Source organism: Clostridioides sp. ES-S-0049-02 (assembly GCF_020658465.1).
GTDB lineage: Bacteria > Bacillota > Clostridia > Peptostreptococcales > Peptostreptococcaceae > Clostridioides.
In genome coordinates, this window is sequence record NZ_JACVWG010000003.1 from 168,338 (window position 1) to 184,905 (window position 16,568).

The following is a 16,568-nucleotide window of genomic DNA, read 5'->3' on the forward strand; positions in this document are numbered from 1 at the left end:
ATAGTGTTAAAAAAATTATTTGGTTTTGGCAAAGACAAGGATAAGGAATTAGAAAAAAAAGATGTTGGCTCAGAAGAAGAAATAGAAACTGGTGCTGACAACTTAGAAAATGTAGAAGAAACAATTTTTTCAGGGTTTGAGGAGGAAGTTGTAGATAAAGTAGAAGATATTCCAGAAAAAACTGAAGAAGAAGTTGTTGATGAAAGTGCTGAAGAAGATAGAGAGATAGAAGATAAGATAGATACTAATGAACAAGATGTAGAAGAGATAATAAATAATGATTCTCTAGATAGTGAAATAGAAGCATTAAACAATGATAATAATGATGAAGAAACTGAACATGAAGATTATGAAAATAAAGAAGAGAAATATGAAGAAAAGAAAGTTAATTTGTTTGAAAGATTAAAACAAGGATTAACAAAGGCAAAACAAGGAATAACTGATAGAATAGATGAGGTTTTAAAATCATATACAAAAATAGATGAAGAATTGCTTGAGGATTTAGAGGAAATTTTAATAACAGCAGATGTTGGTGTAAATACAACTATGGACATAATTGAGAAACTAAGAGATAAGATAAAGCAAAAGGGAATTACTGAACCAATAAAGGTAAGAGAAGAACTTAAATCTATAGTTGAAGATATCCTTACAAATGAAAACTCTACATTAGACATAGAACCAGCTCCATGTATAATTCTAATGGTAGGTGTAAATGGAGTGGGCAAAACTACTACAATAGGAAAATTGGCAAATAGATATAAAAAAGATGGGAAAAAAGTTTTATTAGCAGCAGCAGATACATTTAGAGCAGCAGCAACAGAGCAATTAGAAATCTGGGCAAATAGAACTAATGTAGACATAATAAAGCATCAAGAAGGAGCAGATCCAGGAGCAGTAGTGTTTGATGCCATAAAGGCAGCAAAAGCTAGAAAGACAGATTTATTGATATGTGATACAGCTGGAAGGTTACACAACAAAGCTAATCTTATGAATGAACTTGGAAAAGTATTTAAAATAGTAGATAGAGAATTTCCAGAAGCAAAGCGTGAGGTACTTCTTGTGGTAGATGCCACAACAGGTCAAAATGCAGTTGTTCAAGCTAAAACATTTAAAGAAGTTGCAGATATAACAGGTATAGTACTTACAAAACTTGATGGAACAGCAAAAGGTGGAGTAGTGCTTGCAGTAAAGTCAGAAGTAGATGTACCTGTAAAACTTATTGGAGTTGGAGAAAGAGTAGAAGACTTACAGGATTTTGATGCAAAATCATTTTCAGATGCATTATTTGGTAACTAGCATTCTTTTAAAAATAATGGTTGACAAGAGTGTTTATATGATATAAAATACAATAGTGTAAAGTAAATAACCTTTACAGTATACTGCTAGGAAGTGTAAGATATGAATATAGAAAAAATGGTCGAAATTGGATTGTTATTTGAACAGTATAAAGAATTACTAACTGATAAGCAAAAAGAGATAGTAGCTCTATACTATGAAGAGGATTACTCTTTAGGTGAAATCAGTGAGAATTTAAGTGTATCAAGACAAGGTGTATATGATACATTGAAACGTTCAGAAAAGATACTAAGAGATTATGAAGAAAAGCTACATTTAGTATCTAAGCTTCAAGAACAGGAAAAAAATATTAAATTTATAAGAAATAAAATTATTGACATTAAAGAAGATTTATTGCACAATAGAGATTGTGCTAATTTAATCCCTAAGCTAGAAAATATAGAAGATGTATGTAGGGAGATGATAAAATGATATTTGAAGGATTGTCGGATAAACTACAAGGGGCATTCAGTAAGTTAAAGTCAAAAGGAAAACTTACAGAAGCAGATGTAAAAAATGCTATGAGAGAAGTTAAACTTGCTCTTCTTGAAGCAGATGTTAACTTTAAAGTAGTTAAAGATTTTATAAAAAAAGTTCAAGAGAGATGTGTTGGACAAGAGGTTATGCAAAGTTTGACACCAGCTCAACATGTAATAAAAATTGTAAATGAAGAACTTACAAGTTTAATGGGGGATGTACAAAGTAAAGTAATGATTTCCTCAAAACCTCCTACAATCTTAATGATGGTTGGATTGCAAGGTGCAGGTAAAACTACGACAGCAGGAAAACTTGGAGGATATTTTAAAAAGCAAGGCAAGAAGCCTCTATTGGTGGCTTGTGATATTTATAGACCAGCAGCTATAAAGCAACTTCAAGTTGTTGGTGAAAAATTGGATATACCTGTATTCAATATGGGAGATAAAGAAAGTCCAGTAAATATTGCCAAGGCAGGTTTAAGTCATGCAATTAAAAATGCTAACGATTTGGTTATTATAGATACTGCTGGTAGACTTCATATAGATGAAGTGCTTATGGATGAGTTAAAGTCAATTAAGTCAGAAGTTAAGCCACATGAAATACTTTTAGTTGTAGACTCTATGACAGGGCAAGATGCAGTAAATGTTGCAGAAAGCTTCAATGAAGCACTTGGTGTTGATGGAGTAGTATTAACTAAATTAGATGGAGATACTAGAGGTGGAGCTGCACTTTCAATAAGAGCAGTAACACAAAAACCTATAAAGTTTATGGGTATGGGAGAGAAACTAGATGATATAGAACCTTTCCACCCAGACAGAATGGCATCAAGGATATTAGGTATGGGAGATGTATTAAGCCTAATAGAAAAAGCACAAGAAAGTATGGACTTAGAAAAAGCTAAGGAATTAGAACAAAAAATCAAAAAACAAGAACTAGATTTTGAAGATTTTTTACAACAAATGGAACAAATACAAAATATGGGACCTCTAGACAAGATACTTGGTATGATGCCTGGTATGGGAAATATAAAAGACCAACTTGGAGATGTAGACTTGAATGGTAAAGAAATGAATAGAACTAAAGCCATAATTCAGTCAATGACTACATATGAGAGACGTAACCCAGGAATATTAAATGCTTCTAGGAAAAAAAGAATAGCTAGAGGTAGTGGAACTACTGTTCAAGATGTAAATAGACTTATAAAACAACTTAATGAAATGAAAAAAATGATGAAGATGTTTGCTGGTTCACAAAAAAGTATGAAGAAAAGGGGCGGCTTAGGCGGTTTACCTTTTTTTAAATAAAATATAAAAAATAGTAAAAATTATTCGGAGGTGACTGTAATGGCAGTTAAAATAAGATTAAAAAGAATGGGAGCTAATAAAAAACCTTTCTACAGAATAGTAGTAGCTGATTCAAGAGCTCCAAGAGATGGAAAATTCATAGAAGAAATAGGATACTATAATCCAATTTCTGAACCTAAACAAGTAAGAATAAATGATGAAAAAGCAATAAAATGGTTAGCTACTGGTGCTCAACCAACAGAAGTAGTTAAAAAATTACTTGTAAAAAATGGAGTAATAGAAAAATTCGAAGCTTCTAAACAAGCAAAATAATTTTCTCTTAGCAATTAGTATAAGTAAATACTTATTGTTGAGGTTACTTTAGGAGATGAAATATATGAAAGAGCTAGTTGTAGATATAGCTAAGGCTCTAGTTGATAATCCTGACTCAGTTGTTGTTGAGGAATTTAAAGACAATGACGGTATCGTCTTAAAGCTTACAGTTGCTCAAGATGACATGGGTAAGGTTATTGGGAAGCAGGGAAGAATAGCTAAAGCTATAAGAACTGTCGTAAGATCTGTTGCAAATAGAGAAAACATAAAAGTTTCTCTTGAGATAGTGTAAAGAGGAGGATTAGGTATAGTGCCTAGTCCTTTTTGTATAACTGTGTACAGTTTTGAGAATTTATGATGATATGGTAACATAAGATTAAATTTTTTTGAGAAGGTGATAACATGAAAGAAAAATTAACTCATTTTAAGGTAGGGCAAATAGTAAACACACAAGGTCTAAAAGGTGAGGTAAGAGTTTATCCACTTACTGATGATATAGATAGATTTGATGAATTGAAAGATTTTTATTTAGGAAAAGATTTAAACAACAAGTGGACTGTAGAAAATGTAAGATATAAAGGTTCTATGGTTATAATGAAGATAAAAGATATAGACACTATAGAAAAAGCAGAAAAGCTAAAAAATAAATTTATGTATGTGTCTAGAGAAGAGAGTAGAGACCTTGAAGAAGGCGAGTTTTTTATAGCAGACATGATTGGTTTGGTAGTTTTAACTATAGAAGGAAAGTATGTAGGAGTCTTAGAGGATGTACTTCAATATTCTGCAAATGATGTCTATGTAATAAAAGGTGAAGAAGATAAAGAATTTATGATACCAGCTATAAAAAAATTTGTACCTACTATAGATATGGATGAAAGAAAAATGATTATAGACCCTATTAAGGGTATGATAGATTAGGTGGTAATATGAGATTTCATATAATGACGCTTTTTCCAGAAATATTTAATTCATACATGAATGAAAGTATAATGAAAAGAGCAGTTGAAAAAGGCATAATTGATGTGCATATATATAATATAAGAGATTTTTCTAATAATAAACATAAAAAAGTAGATGATTATCCATTTGGAGGAGGAGCTGGTATGGTGATGACTCCTCAACCTATATATGACACATATAAGCATATAATAAAAACTCATAATATAAACAATCCAAGAGTAATTTATTTAACTCCCAAAGGTAAAGTATACAATCAATCTATAGTCAAAGAGATGTCTATCCAAGAGGATATAATACTTCTATGTGGTCACTATGAAGGAATAGATGAGAGAATTATTGATTTAATAGTAACTGATGAAATTTCAATTGGAGATTATGTACTAACTGGAGGAGAACTGCCTGCACTTATAATGATAGATTCTATATCAAGATTAATTCCAGGAGTATTAAATCAGGACGAATCATTTGAAGAGGAGTCATTTAAAGATAATCTATTGGAGTATCCTCATTACACAAGACCTAGAGAGTTTGAAGAGTTAAAAGTACCAGAAGTGCTTTTATCAGGAAATCATAAAAAGATAGATGAGTGGAGACGAGAAGAATCTATAAGAATAACTAAGGAAAGACGATTAGACTTATATAAAAAATCTCAAGAAAAATAAAAACATATACAATAAAAATTTAATATACATGTATACAATAAAGTGGCTATAAATGGAATTAAAAATATAAAAATGCTTGTAATAACTATAGAAGTATAGTATAATATAAAATGTTGGAAATACGGGCGTTCCTCTGTTTACACTGGTCGGGTAGTTAAGAACGTCTATGATATTTAGGAGGAAGAAAGATGAATGAAATGTTAAGAGCAATTGAGCAAGAACAATTAAAAAATGAAGTTCCTAATTTTGGACCTGGGGACACAGTTAAAGTACACGTTAGAATTATAGAAGGTAAAAGAGAAAGAATACAAATATTCGAAGGTGTAGTATTAAAGAGACAAGGTGGAGGAGCAAGAGAGACTTTTACAGTTAGAAAAATGTCTTTCAATGTTGGTGTAGAAAGAACTTTCCCAGTTCACTCTCCAAAAATAGAAAAAATAGAAGTAACTAGAAAAGGTAAAGTAAGAAGAGCTAAACTAAACTACTTAAGAGGTAGAGTAGGTAAAGCTGCTAAGATAAAAGAAGCTAGAAATAGATAATTAAAAACTTTACTTATAAATGGGGGGCTGATTTATCAGTCCTCTTTCTATTTTAACTAAAATCATAACAAATAATTAAATTGTAAGCGCATATGATTATTTGTTGAAAATATACTATTTATTGATAGATTTAGGAATTTTAAAATTGAAAATAAAATCAATAAATATTGGATTATATTTTGAAATAATACTAAAAATAAGAAAATAATATTATGTAAAGTATGATGTTAAAAGGGTGACAATGTAGGATTTTAAGTAGATATATTTTTAAGTAAAATTAGGTAATAATAACATACTATTTTAAAGGAGTGATATACGTGTCAAATGAATATGAAGAGTATCTTATGGATAATAATCTACATATAAACTGGTATCCAGGTCATATGAAGAAAACCAAAGAATTAGTAAAAAATAACTTAAAACTAATTGATGTAGTGGTTGAACTTTTAGATGCTAGAATACCATTTAGTAGCAAAAATCCAGATATAGATATGCTTGTAGGAGATAAGCCTAGGGTAGTTGTATTAAATAAAAGCGATATGGCAGATAGAGATAAGTTAAATCAATGGATTGAGTACTATAAAAAGAATAATATAAAAGCTATACCAGTAGATACACTAAAAGGTGTAGGTGTAAATAAGATAGTAGAAGAATGTAAGAATGTAACTAGAGAAAAAATGAGTTCTTTAAAAGATAAAGGAAGAAAAGAAAGAGCTATAAGAATAATGATAGTTGGTGTACCAAATGTAGGAAAATCATCTCTTATAAACAAATTAACAGGTAGAAAAAGTACTCAAACGGGAGATAAGCCAGGAGTAACTAAAGGTAAGCAATGGGTTAGGTTAAAGGGAAATCTTGAACTTTTAGATACACCTGGAATACTTTGGCCAAAGTTTGAAGACCAAGAAGTTGCTTTAAACTTAGCATTTAGTAGAGCTATAAAAGATGAGATTTTAGACGTTGAGACCTTAGCTTTAAGACTTATAGAAAAACTTATGATAATAGAGCCAGAAAAGTTGAAAGCTAGATATAAATTAGATTCTTTAGGAGAAACTCCAATTGAAACAATGGATATGATTGGTCATAAAAGAGGATTCATAACAGGTGGGAAAGAACTTGATTATACACGCATAGCTGTAACTGTCTTAAATGAATTTAGAGATGGAAAGATAGGCAATATAACACTAGAAGTACCAGAGAGTGTTAAAAGATAGATTTTAAAGCTGACTTAAAAAATTAATATTATAAGTAAAAAAAAACCTTTTTTTAAAAGGTTTTTTTTATTTTCTGAAATATAGACAAAAATTGTCACATAAAAGTATAAATTAGATTAGAAAACTTTCAAAAATATTAATTTAAGACAAATATACCTAATTTTTTGAAAATTAAAATCAGTATGATAATTTGTAATTTTGGCATATTGACTTGCTTGTTTCATATAATATATAATAAGCACAAATAAATACAATATATTAAAAATTTAATTTATTTAATTTTATTAATTTAATAATAGGTTCTTATTGTTTTAGTTAATTTATTTATGCAAACGTGAACAATTGAGAAATTTTGTTAATTTAATAAGGTTAAAAAGGGGGATTTTATAATGGGTAAGACCAAAGATGTAATAGTATTTGGATTTGCATTATTCGCAATGTTCTTTGGAGCAGGTAACTTAATATTTCCACCATACTTGGGAATAATTACAGGTCCAGAATGGTTAATTGCCTTCTTAGGATTTACATTTGCTGATGCTGGTTTGGCACTTCTAGCAGTAATGGCTACAGCTAAATTCGATGGAAACGTAATAGAAATGTTTAAAAGATGTGGTATGAAATTGGGGATTCTTATAGGTTGTGTAGATATTTTATGTATAGGACCATTCTTAGCTATACCAAGAACAGGTGCAACAACTTATGAGATGGGTATGATGCCTTTATTTGGAAGCTCAATTCCAGTGTTATTATTCTGTATAGTTTATTTTGCGATATCATATGTATTAACAATAAGACCATCTAAGGTCGTAGATATAGTTGGACAATTTTTAACTCCAGCTCTTCTAATAGCTTTAGCATTTATAATTATAAAAGGTGTTATATCTCCTCTTGGAGAGGTAATAGATAAACCTATGATACCTAATGTATTTGCAGAAGGTATTGGTCAAGGTTACCAGACAATGGATGCATTTGCAGCAATAGCGCTTGCATCAGTACTGATAGTATCTCTAAATGAAAAAGGATATACTAGTATTAGTGAAAAGTTAAAGATGATTGGTAAAGCAGGTGTTCTTGCTTGTGGAGGATTGGCACTAGTTTATGGTGGATTATGTTTCCTTGGTGCAACTGTATCTACAATGTATGGAACAGATGCAGTACAATCACAAGTAATAGTAAATATAACACAAGGATTGCTTGGAAATGTTGGGAAAGCGATTTTAGCGGTAGTAGTATCTCTAGCATGTTTAACTACATCTATAGGTCTTACATCTGCAACAGGGCAATATTTTTCTAGACTTACAAAAGGTAAGTTAAGTTACGAAAAAATAGTATTAGCCGTATCTGTATTCAGTGCAGTAGTAGCATCTTTTGGTGTTGGAACTATAATAAAGATAGCATCCCCTATACTAAGTATAGTTTATCCACCATCAATTGTTTTAATAATATTGGCTTTCTTTAATGAAAAAATTAAGAATGATAATGTATACAAAGGAGCAGTATATATGTCATTGCTTGTAAGTATATTAACAGTTATATCTAGTTATGGAGTAAGCGTTCCAGTAGTAAATTCTTTACCTCTTCATTCATTAGGATTTAACTGGGTAGTTCCAGTTATAATAGCTGGAATAATTGGTAATTTTATACCATCAAAAAGTCAATCCAATACACTTGGTACAAATTAAAACTTATTTAATTGAAATATAAGCATTTGAAAATAAAAGAGTTATCTATAATAAATGAAACTATTTATATAGATAACTCTTTTTATTTTTGAGTACATACTAATTATTTGCATTTGATATAGTAAAATTAGCTAGAAGTATTAAAAAAAAATAATGTTTATTTTTTAACAATAATGAGTATTTATAAAAGATATTCAAAGTAATATTACAAGTTCAGATATGTGTATTAGTTGACTTTTACAAAAATATTATATAAATAAAATTGTGACAATAATAAAATAATAAAATAAAATTTAAGGCATTTGAACATATAAATAACCTATGTAAATTACTAAATTGTTTTTTAATTGGTTTATATTAAGATTATTTAGTAAATTCTAAAAAATAAGTAAACTAAGGTGAATACTAGCAACTGCAAAGTTTTAACAAGTTGGAACTTACAATATAGTTTCTATGAAGAAAAATAAATCAACAAATCATAATAAAAAATTTTCAGAAAAAATGATTTGGAAGCACTCTAGTAAGTAAAAAGTCTATAAGAGTAGAATTGGAATTCAGTAAAATTAATAGTGAATTTAGCAAAATAAATACAAAATACTACAAGAATTAACGTAAATAGAAGTTATGACAAAAGGAAAACGATTTTTTAAGTATCATAATTTTGAAAATTAAAAAAATTAAAAATCATATTGACTGCTTTTTTTTCAGATTATATAATAAACACAAAATATTTAAAATTTAAATTGAACTTAAAAAATTATACAAAACAAAAAGGAGAGTGATGTATACATTAATATTGTCTATAAAGCAATATAAATTGGAAATAATGCAAATAATTGAAAAAGTCGCACAATTAAGATGATTTAAAAGTTTTAATTTTGTCAAGAAAAATTAAATAAAAATAAAAAAAGCATATATGTTTAAAGTATACATGTTAATTTTATTTAATTAAGAAAGTTGTACTAAATATTGCGAAGATTTTATAAATTATGAAACATAATTGACAAGTTTAGGTCAAAAATGTATAATTAAATAAAATCTCGTCAAAAGGTTTTCATTTAAGAAGAGATTGGACTTATTTTTTGGTAAAATGTAATAAAACGTAGTAAAATTCAAATGGGGGTGCTTTAAATGGGTGAGAAACAAATCAAGTTTAAAGATGTAATTGTAATTGGATTTGCACTATTTGCAATGTTTTTTGGTGCTGGGAACTTAATATTCCCTCCATATCTAGGAGTTTTATCCGGAAGTAGTTGGCTAGTAGCTTTCATAGGATTCCTTTTCGCAGATGGTGGTTTGGCATTATTAGCAGTTATAGCAGCAACTAAGTTCAATGGAGACACATCAAAAATGTTTTCAAGAGCTGGTAAAGGATTAAGTGTTGTATTAGGATGTGCAATGGTAATCTGTATAGGGCCACTTTTGGCAATACCTAGAACAGCAGCAACAACTTATGAAATGGGTATATTACCTACAATAGGTTCAGGAATAAGCCCAGTAATATTCTCTATAGTATTCTTTGCTATAGTATTGGTTTTAACAATAAGACCATCAAAAGTTGTAGATATAGTTGGATCAATTTTAACTCCAGCTTTACTTATAGCTTTAGCAGTATTAATAGTTAAAGGTATTGTATCTCCACTAGGAGACATAAGAGATACTTCTTTAATACAAAATGTATTTGCAGAAGGTATAACTCAAGGATATCAAACAATGGATGCATTGGCAGCTAGTGTATTTGCATCAATTATAATCATGTCAGTAATAGCTAAAGGTTATACAGGTGAAAAAGAAAAGATGAAAGCTACAGTAAGTGCAGGTGTTATAGCGGTAATAGGTATGGCACTAGTTTATGGTGGACTATGTTACCTTGGAGCAACTGTATCTAAGATATATGGACAAGATGTTCAACAAACAGCTTTAATAGTTTCAATAACAGCAGCATTACTTGGAAATACAGGTAAGATTCTATTGGCTATTATAGTTACATTAGCATGTTTAACAACAGCTATAGGTCTTTCTTCAGCAGCAGGTCAATATTTCTCAACACTTACAGATGGAAAATTAAAATATGAGCATATAGTTATAGTAGTTTGTGTATTTAGTGCAATCATATCAAACTTTGGAGTAAGTACAATAATAAAATTCTCTTCTCCTATATTAAGTATGGTATATCCAGCAACTATAACTCTAGTTATACTAGCATTATTTAGTAATCAAATTAAAAATGACAATGTATTTAAATGCGCTGCATATATGGCATTGTTAGTAAGTGTATTAACAGTTGCAACAAGCTTTGGTATAAATATACCTTTAGTTAATAGCTTACCACTAGCTTCATTAGGATTTAACTGGGTAGTTCCAGTTGTAATAGCAGGGGTAATAGGAAACTTTATTCCATCTCAAAGCAGCAAAGCTGTACAATAATAAAGAATAATTAATACATATAGGAATTGCCTTAAAGTGATTAAAATCATTTAGGAGGCAATTCCTTTTTGATATGTAAAACTTTATATGTATTTATATGTAAATGGATATTAAATTAAGTAGATTAAAGATAGATTATTGTTAGGTTGAATTTTGTTATATATATTTACAAATAATATTTATGGGATGTAGCATATTTATATGGAAAATATAAAGAATTTATTAATAATTTCAATGGAAAATAATGGAATAATAAGGATAAAATTTATAAAAAAATAAAGTATATAAGAGTATAATTACACTTTTATATACTTTTTTATGTTATTTTTAAGTTTTTAATAGAAGATATTTAGAATATAAAAAGTTCATTTACTTAATTGAGAAAACTATAAAGCGTGTTATATTGAATATAAAATAGTATAATATATATTGTGTAAGATAATTAATATGAAAACATGCAAATATAGAAAAAAGTTTGTTTAGAATTACAACTAATAGGTGTATTAATGTAATACTAATTTATTGGAGGTCTAAAAATGAAGTACATAATAAAAAGAGATGGGACAAAAGAACTTTTTAGTAAAAGTAAGATTGAAGATGCTGTCTATAAGGCTAGTATAAATAGTGAAGGTGGAGTAGATAGAGATTTAGCATATGATATATCAAGAAAAATCGCTAATGATTATAATTCTATGGAAAAATGTTTATCTGTAGAAGAAATCCAAGATATAGTTGAAGTATTACTTATGGAATCAAATAGAAAAGATATAGCAAAACACTACATATTATATAGAGAAAGACGTTCAGAAATAAGACATAAGGCTTGGGAGTTTGATGAATTACAAAAATCAATATGGAAAAATAAGTATAGACACGATGGAGAAAGTTTTGATGAATGGATAAAGAGAATTTCAAATAATAGTCCAAGAATATCAAAGTTAATAAGACAAAAGAGATTTTTATTTGCAGGTAGAATTTTAGCAAATAGAGGTTTACATAAAGAAGGTAAAAAAGTAACTTATTCTAATTGTTATGTAATAGAGCCACCAAAAGACAGTATAGAAGATATTTTTGACACTGCAAAAAAACTTGCTAGAACTTTTAGTTATGGTGGAGGGGTTGGAATTGATATTTCAAAATTAAGACCCAAAGGTGCAAAAGTAAATAATGCTGCAAAATATACAACTGGAGCAGTGTCTTTTATGGAACTTTATAGCATGACGACAGGTTTGATTGGTCAAAGAGGTAGAAGGGGAGCTCTTATGATTTCTATGGATGTAAATCATCCGGAAATAGAGGAATTTATAGATATAAAAACTGATTTGGAGAAGGTTACTAAAGCAAATATTTCTGTAAGAGTAACAGATGAGTTTATGCAAGCTGTAAAGGAAAAAAAGTTGTATAATTGTACTTTTGAAGTTGAAACTACTGGAGAAAAAATAGTCAAAATAGTAAATGCATATGATTTGTTTAATAAGTTTGTTAAAAATAACTGGGATTATGCAGAACCAGGAATATTATTTTGGGACAAAATAAAAACATATAACCTTATGAGTGAAGATAAGTCTTTTTGTTTTTCAGGTGTAAATCCTTGTGCAGAAGAGCCACTTCCAAGTGGAGGAAGCTGTTTGCTTGGCTCAATAAACTTATCAGAGTTTGTAATACAACCATTTGGGGAACATGCTACCTTTGATATTAATAAGTTAAAATCTTGTGTTAGAGAAGCTGTGGTAGCTTTAAATGATGTATTAGATGAGGGATTAAATTTACATCCATTACAAGAACAAAGGGATAGTGTCTATAAATATAGACAAATAGGATTAGGTGTAATGGGTATTGCTGACATGCTTATAAAGATGGGGATAAGATATGGTTCTGATAAATCTTTAGAATTGTGTGATTTAATTGGTAAAACTATGCTTAACGAAGCTGTAAAACAATCAGCTTTGATTGCTAAAGAATATGGCACATTTAGTGAGTATAAATATGAAAATATTTCTAAATCTAGATTTTTTATAGAAAACCTAAACGATGATATTAAAGATATGGTTGAAAAGTATGGGCTTAGAAACTCACAACTTTTAACTATACCTCCTACAGGTTCTATATCTACAATGATAGGTATTAGTGGAGGAATAGAACCTATATTTAATCTTTCATATATAAGAAAAACTGAAAGTTTGCATGATGAAGATGTGTATTATAAAGTATATACTCCAATAGTTAAAGAATATATGGATAAAAAAGGCATTACAGATGAAGAATGTTTACCAGATTTTTTTGTTACTGCTATGAATATAGGATATGAAGAAAGAATAAATATGCAAAAAGTATGGCAAAAGTATATTGATGCTTCTATATCATCTACAATAAATATACCTTTTGAAACTACAATTGAAGATGTTTTCAACATATATGTTAAGGCATGGGAAGCTGGTCTTAAGGGAGTAACAATATTTAGAGATGGATGCAAAAGGAGTGGAATCTTAATAAATGAAAAAAAAGAAGATAATAAAAAAGAAAATAACAAAAAAGAAGATAATAAAAAAGAGTCTCATAAAAATAATAAAGAAGAAAAAGATAATAAAGAAGAAAAAGCCAAAGAATTAAAAAGTAAAAATTTTGAAGAAGATGAAAAGTTTGTATGCCCTGAGTGTGGTAGTGAAGGAATAGCACATACAGGTGGATGTAGTATATGTTTAAAATGTGGATATAGTGGATGCAATTAAATTCTAAGTTAGTGAGTTTTTAATATATTTAAGAGAAGAATATTTTTACAGGTGAAAGATGAGGGGATAGCATGCAGAACAAGAGTGTGAGGGAGATTAAAGAAATAATTGAGGCTTTAGAAGTTGAAAAGTATATGGAATATATAGAAATATTAAGAGTGGACGAAAGAAAATCTGTTCAAAGTTTGGCTATAAAACTTGCTAAGAAACTAGATAATATTAGAAAAGAAGCAGAAAGATTAGAAACCATAAATACGTTTGAAAATGAAGGATATAGTAAAGGATATTTATATATTGGAGGAATTGATGAAGCTGGAAGAGGACCACTTGCAGGTCCTGTTGTAGCTTCTGTTGTAGTGTTTAAGAAAAATACAAAAATAGAAGGCGTAAATGATTCTAAGAAACTAAGTGAAGCAAAAAGAGATGAGCTTTTTGAAGTAATAAAAAAAGAAGCATTAGATTATGGAATAGGGATAGTAAATAACGAAGAAATAGATGAATTTAACATATTAAATGCCACGTATATGGCAATGAAAAAAGCAATAAATTGTTTAAAACAAACACCAGATTACTTACTTGTTGATGCAGCGACAATACCAGGAATTGATATAGTTCAAAATCCAATTATAAAAGGAGATTCAAAATCTATATCAATAGCAGCAGCAAGTATATTAGCGAAAGTTACTAGGGATAGTATAATGTATCAATATGATAGAGTATATCCAGAATATGGATTTAAATCTCATAAGGGATATGGAACAAAAGAACACTATGAAGCTATTGAAAAACATGGGATAACTCCTATACATAGAAAAAGCTTCTTGAAAAATATACTATAAACATAATATGATATAATATATATTATATAAATTACTATAATTAATGGGGGATTAGAGATGGATTATAATGAACTATTAAAAAATGCTAGAGAAAATTTAAATGGAAGTTGTAAAGTTTGTAAAGTTTGTAATGGAGTTGTCTGTGCAGGTGAAGTACCTGGTATGGGAGGTAAAGGAAGTGGTTCTTCTTTTATAGAAAATAGCAAGAGTTTAGAAAAAGTAAAAGTAAATATGAGAGTAATACATGATGTTTCAAATCCTGATACATCTATAGAAATGTTCGGAAAAAAAATGAGTGCTCCTATATTTGCAGCTCCAGTAACAGGAACTACTTTAAATATGGGTGGAAAAATAAATGAAAGAGATTACATAGAACCAGTAGTTGCAGGATGTGTCAATAGTGGTATCTATGCAATGGTTGGAGATACAGCAGTAGATGCATTTTTAATGGAAAATTTAGATGTAGTTAAAAAGTATAATGGTGCTGGAATTGTATTTATTAAACCTTGGGACAATGAAAATATTATAAAAAAAATAAGATTGGCTGAAGAAGCTGGAGCATTTGCAGTTGGAGTTGATATAGATGCTTGTGGTTTAGTAACTTTATCACTACATGGAAAACCAGTACTTCCTAAAAATGTTGACCAAATAAAAGAATTAGTTAAATCTACTAAATTACCATTTATATTAAAGGGAATAATGACTGTAGAAGATGCGTTAATGGCAGTTGAAGCAGGTGTAGATGCAATTGTTGTATCAAATCATGGAGGAAGAGTACTTGACTGTACTCCCGGAGCATGTGAAGTTTTACCAAAGATTGCTGAGTCTGTTAAAGGTAAAGTTACAATACTTGCAGATGGTGGAGTTAGAACAGGGTTGGATGTATTAAAAATGATAGGTCTAGGGGCAGATGCAGTATTAATAGGAAGACCTTTTGTAACAGCTTCATTTGGTGGAGCAACTGATGGTGTAGAAACTTATGTAAATAAACTTCAATCAGAATTAAGTGGTTCTATGATATTAACTGGATGTCAAACTATAAAAGATATTGATGGAAAAGTTATATACAAATAAATTTTTATACAAAAAAGAGGAAAAATCATTTTAATGTAGAACAATTATACAAAGGGGGAATTTATATGAGTAAAAAAGCTTATGAAGAAGCCTTAGTAGAATTGGAAAAATTTATTGATGAGAGAAAGCAAATAGTTAAAAGTGCGGAGGAATGTATCGATAAGTACATAGTTGACAGAACGCTACCTTTTGATTACAAAGATAAATGTGTGGAATGGCAACAAGAGTTACTTGACATTGCAGAAGCACAGATTTTAGAAGCAAATGAATTGAATGTATTATTGGAAGAAAAAAAGGAACTTGAGGAAGATTAGATTTTGTTGACCAAGTGTAAATCATATTACTGACTTACACTTGGTTTTTTGTTGTATAAAATATATTCTAGTTAAGATGGCTTTATAAACACTATATTATGAAATCTAAAGTAAAATATGGTAATAAATATGATTAATCTAAAAAATAAAACCAGTCTTAAAGACTGGTTTAATTATTATTTTTCGGATTTAGAATATGTTTTTTCATTTCTTCTAATACGATTGTATAGGATTTACATTGAGCAGCAGCTAATTCCGACAAAGCAAATCTCTGAGCTTTATTTAAAAAGTCCTTATCTGTACTACATAATTGTTTTGAACAATCTTGTATCATAAGCATCTTAATTAATTTTACAATCTCAAAGATATCTCCTGAATGAAATTTATCGTGGTATAATTTAAGCCGCTTCTTTCTATCAAAAATCCATATAGCATCTGTTTTGTTAATAGATTGGATAAAATTATCAATTTCATTTTCGTTCATAATTGGACGGACACCAATCTTGTCAGCATTCAGAACAGGAATAGAAATTTTAAGAGTACTATTGAAAATGACAGTTAATTCGTAGTATTTCTGCATATGTTTATTTATTTCCTTGGTTACAATATCACTTACATAACAGGCTCCCTCTTTTGGATACATCACACTTTCACCGATATTATACATATGTTAGTTATACCTCCAAACTGAATTTTAGAT

16 protein-coding genes are annotated in these 16,568 nt (G+C 29.2%); 15 read left to right on the forward strand and 1 reads right to left on the reverse strand.

Annotated elements, in window-relative coordinates; translation table 11 throughout:
• Positions 1–3 precede the first annotated feature (3 nt).
• The 15 genes from ftsY to IC213_RS09650 all read left to right on the forward strand — a co-directional run bounded on the left by ftsY (position 4) and on the right by IC213_RS09650 (position 15,868).
• On the forward strand, positions 4–1,296 hold the full coding sequence (gene ftsY, locus IC213_RS09580) for a signal recognition particle-docking protein FtsY (protein WP_227823642.1): 1,293 nt from the start codon (positions 4–6) through the stop codon (positions 1,294–1,296).
• Positions 1,297–1,398: 102 nt separating this feature from the next.
• A complete protein-coding gene (ylxM, locus tag IC213_RS09585; RefSeq protein WP_227482226.1) occupies positions 1,399–1,767 on the forward strand; it encodes a YlxM family DNA-binding protein in 369 nt (122 codons plus the stop codon).
• Positions 1,764–3,116 (forward strand): signal recognition particle protein, encoded by a 1,353-nt coding sequence (ffh, locus tag IC213_RS09590; protein WP_227434163.1) that lies wholly within the window; start codon positions 1,764–1,766, stop codon positions 3,114–3,116. Before ylxM ends, ffh begins: the two co-directional genes overlap by 4 nt.
• Positions 3,117–3,155: 39 nt before the next feature.
• Positions 3,156–3,428: a 30S ribosomal protein S16 gene (gene rpsP, locus IC213_RS09595; protein ID WP_003419338.1), complete on the forward strand. Its 273-nt coding sequence runs from the start codon at positions 3,156–3,158 to the stop codon at positions 3,426–3,428.
• 64 nt (positions 3,429–3,492) lie between these two features.
• On the forward strand, positions 3,493–3,720 hold the full coding sequence (locus IC213_RS09600; protein ID WP_227434164.1) for a KH domain-containing protein: 228 nt from the start codon (positions 3,493–3,495) through the stop codon (positions 3,718–3,720).
• Positions 3,721–3,830: 110 nt separating this feature from the next.
• Positions 3,831–4,346: a ribosome maturation factor RimM gene (gene rimM, locus IC213_RS09605; protein ID WP_227831227.1), complete on the forward strand. Its 516-nt coding sequence runs from the start codon at positions 3,831–3,833 to the stop codon at positions 4,344–4,346.
• A gap of 8 nt (positions 4,347–4,354) precedes the next feature.
• A complete protein-coding gene (gene trmD, locus IC213_RS09610; RefSeq protein WP_227434166.1) occupies positions 4,355–5,050 on the forward strand; it encodes a tRNA (guanosine(37)-N1)-methyltransferase TrmD in 696 nt (231 codons plus the stop codon).
• 188 nt (positions 5,051–5,238) lie between these two features.
• The gene (rplS, locus tag IC213_RS09615; protein WP_227434167.1) at positions 5,239–5,589 is read left to right on the forward strand and encodes a 50S ribosomal protein L19; all 351 of its coding nucleotides are present in this window, start codon (positions 5,239–5,241) and stop codon (positions 5,587–5,589) included.
• 317 nt (positions 5,590–5,906) lie between these two features.
• Positions 5,907–6,803 carry a ribosome biogenesis GTPase YlqF gene (ylqF, locus tag IC213_RS09620; protein WP_227434168.1) on the forward strand — a complete coding sequence of 299 codons (897 nt, stop codon included), beginning with the start codon at positions 5,907–5,909 and terminating at the stop codon, positions 6,801–6,803.
• 389 nt (positions 6,804–7,192) lie between these two features.
• Positions 7,193–8,485, forward strand: a complete 1,293-nt coding sequence (gene brnQ / locus IC213_RS09625) for a branched-chain amino acid transport system II carrier protein (RefSeq protein ID WP_227482228.1) — start codon at positions 7,193–7,195, stop codon at positions 8,483–8,485.
• Positions 8,486–9,616: 1,131 nt separating this feature from the next.
• Positions 9,617–10,912, forward strand: coding sequence for a branched-chain amino acid transport system II carrier protein (gene brnQ / locus IC213_RS09630; protein WP_227863033.1), 1,296 nt, complete (start codon positions 9,617–9,619; stop codon positions 10,910–10,912).
• A 536-nt stretch (positions 10,913–11,448) separates the two neighbouring features.
• Positions 11,449–13,641 (forward strand): adenosylcobalamin-dependent ribonucleoside-diphosphate reductase, encoded by a 2,193-nt coding sequence (locus IC213_RS09635; RefSeq protein ID WP_227863034.1) that lies wholly within the window; start codon positions 11,449–11,451, stop codon positions 13,639–13,641.
• A gap of 71 nt (positions 13,642–13,712) precedes the next feature.
• Positions 13,713–14,480, forward strand: a complete 768-nt coding sequence (locus IC213_RS09640) for a ribonuclease HII (RefSeq protein WP_227434172.1) — start codon at positions 13,713–13,715, stop codon at positions 14,478–14,480.
• Positions 14,481–14,537: 57 nt separating this feature from the next.
• Positions 14,538–15,554, forward strand: coding sequence for an alpha-hydroxy-acid oxidizing protein (locus IC213_RS09645; RefSeq protein WP_227434173.1), 1,017 nt, complete (start codon positions 14,538–14,540; stop codon positions 15,552–15,554).
• Positions 15,555–15,619: 65 nt separating this feature from the next.
• Complete coding sequence (locus tag IC213_RS09650; RefSeq protein ID WP_227434174.1) at positions 15,620–15,868, forward strand: hypothetical protein; 249 nt, start codon at positions 15,620–15,622, stop codon at positions 15,866–15,868.
• Between the two features lie 169 nt (positions 15,869–16,037).
• Here the strand turns inward: IC213_RS09650 and IC213_RS09655 are convergent, their stop codons facing one another.
• Positions 16,038–16,535 carry a CarD family transcriptional regulator gene (locus IC213_RS09655; protein WP_227434175.1) on the reverse strand — a complete coding sequence of 166 codons (498 nt, stop codon included), beginning with the start codon at positions 16,533–16,535 and terminating at the stop codon, positions 16,038–16,040.
• Between the last annotated feature and the right edge of the window lie 33 nt (positions 16,536–16,568).

Coding starts and splice junctions, on each gene's coding strand:
- brnQ (WP_227482228.1), top strand. CDS start 7,193: ATGGGTAAGACCAAAGATGTAATAGTATTTGGATTTGCATTATTCGCA.
- trmD (WP_227434166.1), top strand. CDS start 4,355: ATGAGATTTCATATAATGACGCTTTTTCCAGAAATATTTAATTCATAC.
- IC213_RS09650 (WP_227434174.1), top strand. CDS start 15,620: ATGAGTAAAAAAGCTTATGAAGAAGCCTTAGTAGAATTGGAAAAATTT.
- rpsP (WP_003419338.1), top strand. CDS start 3,156: ATGGCAGTTAAAATAAGATTAAAAAGAATGGGAGCTAATAAAAAACCT.
- rimM (WP_227831227.1), top strand. CDS start 3,831: ATGAAAGAAAAATTAACTCATTTTAAGGTAGGGCAAATAGTAAACACA.
- ffh (WP_227434163.1), top strand. CDS start 1,764: ATGATATTTGAAGGATTGTCGGATAAACTACAAGGGGCATTCAGTAAG.
- IC213_RS09600 (WP_227434164.1), top strand. CDS start 3,493: ATGAAAGAGCTAGTTGTAGATATAGCTAAGGCTCTAGTTGATAATCCT.
- IC213_RS09645 (WP_227434173.1), top strand. CDS start 14,538: ATGGATTATAATGAACTATTAAAAAATGCTAGAGAAAATTTAAATGGA.
- rplS (WP_227434167.1), top strand. CDS start 5,239: ATGAATGAAATGTTAAGAGCAATTGAGCAAGAACAATTAAAAAATGAA.
- IC213_RS09655 (WP_227434175.1), bottom strand. CDS start 16,535: ATGTATAATATCGGTGAAAGTGTGATGTATCCAAAAGAGGGAGCCTGT.
- brnQ (WP_227863033.1), top strand. CDS start 9,617: ATGGGTGAGAAACAAATCAAGTTTAAAGATGTAATTGTAATTGGATTT.
- IC213_RS09640 (WP_227434172.1), top strand. CDS start 13,713: ATGCAGAACAAGAGTGTGAGGGAGATTAAAGAAATAATTGAGGCTTTA.
- ylxM (WP_227482226.1), top strand. CDS start 1,399: ATGAATATAGAAAAAATGGTCGAAATTGGATTGTTATTTGAACAGTAT.
- IC213_RS09635 (WP_227863034.1), top strand. CDS start 11,449: ATGAAGTACATAATAAAAAGAGATGGGACAAAAGAACTTTTTAGTAAA.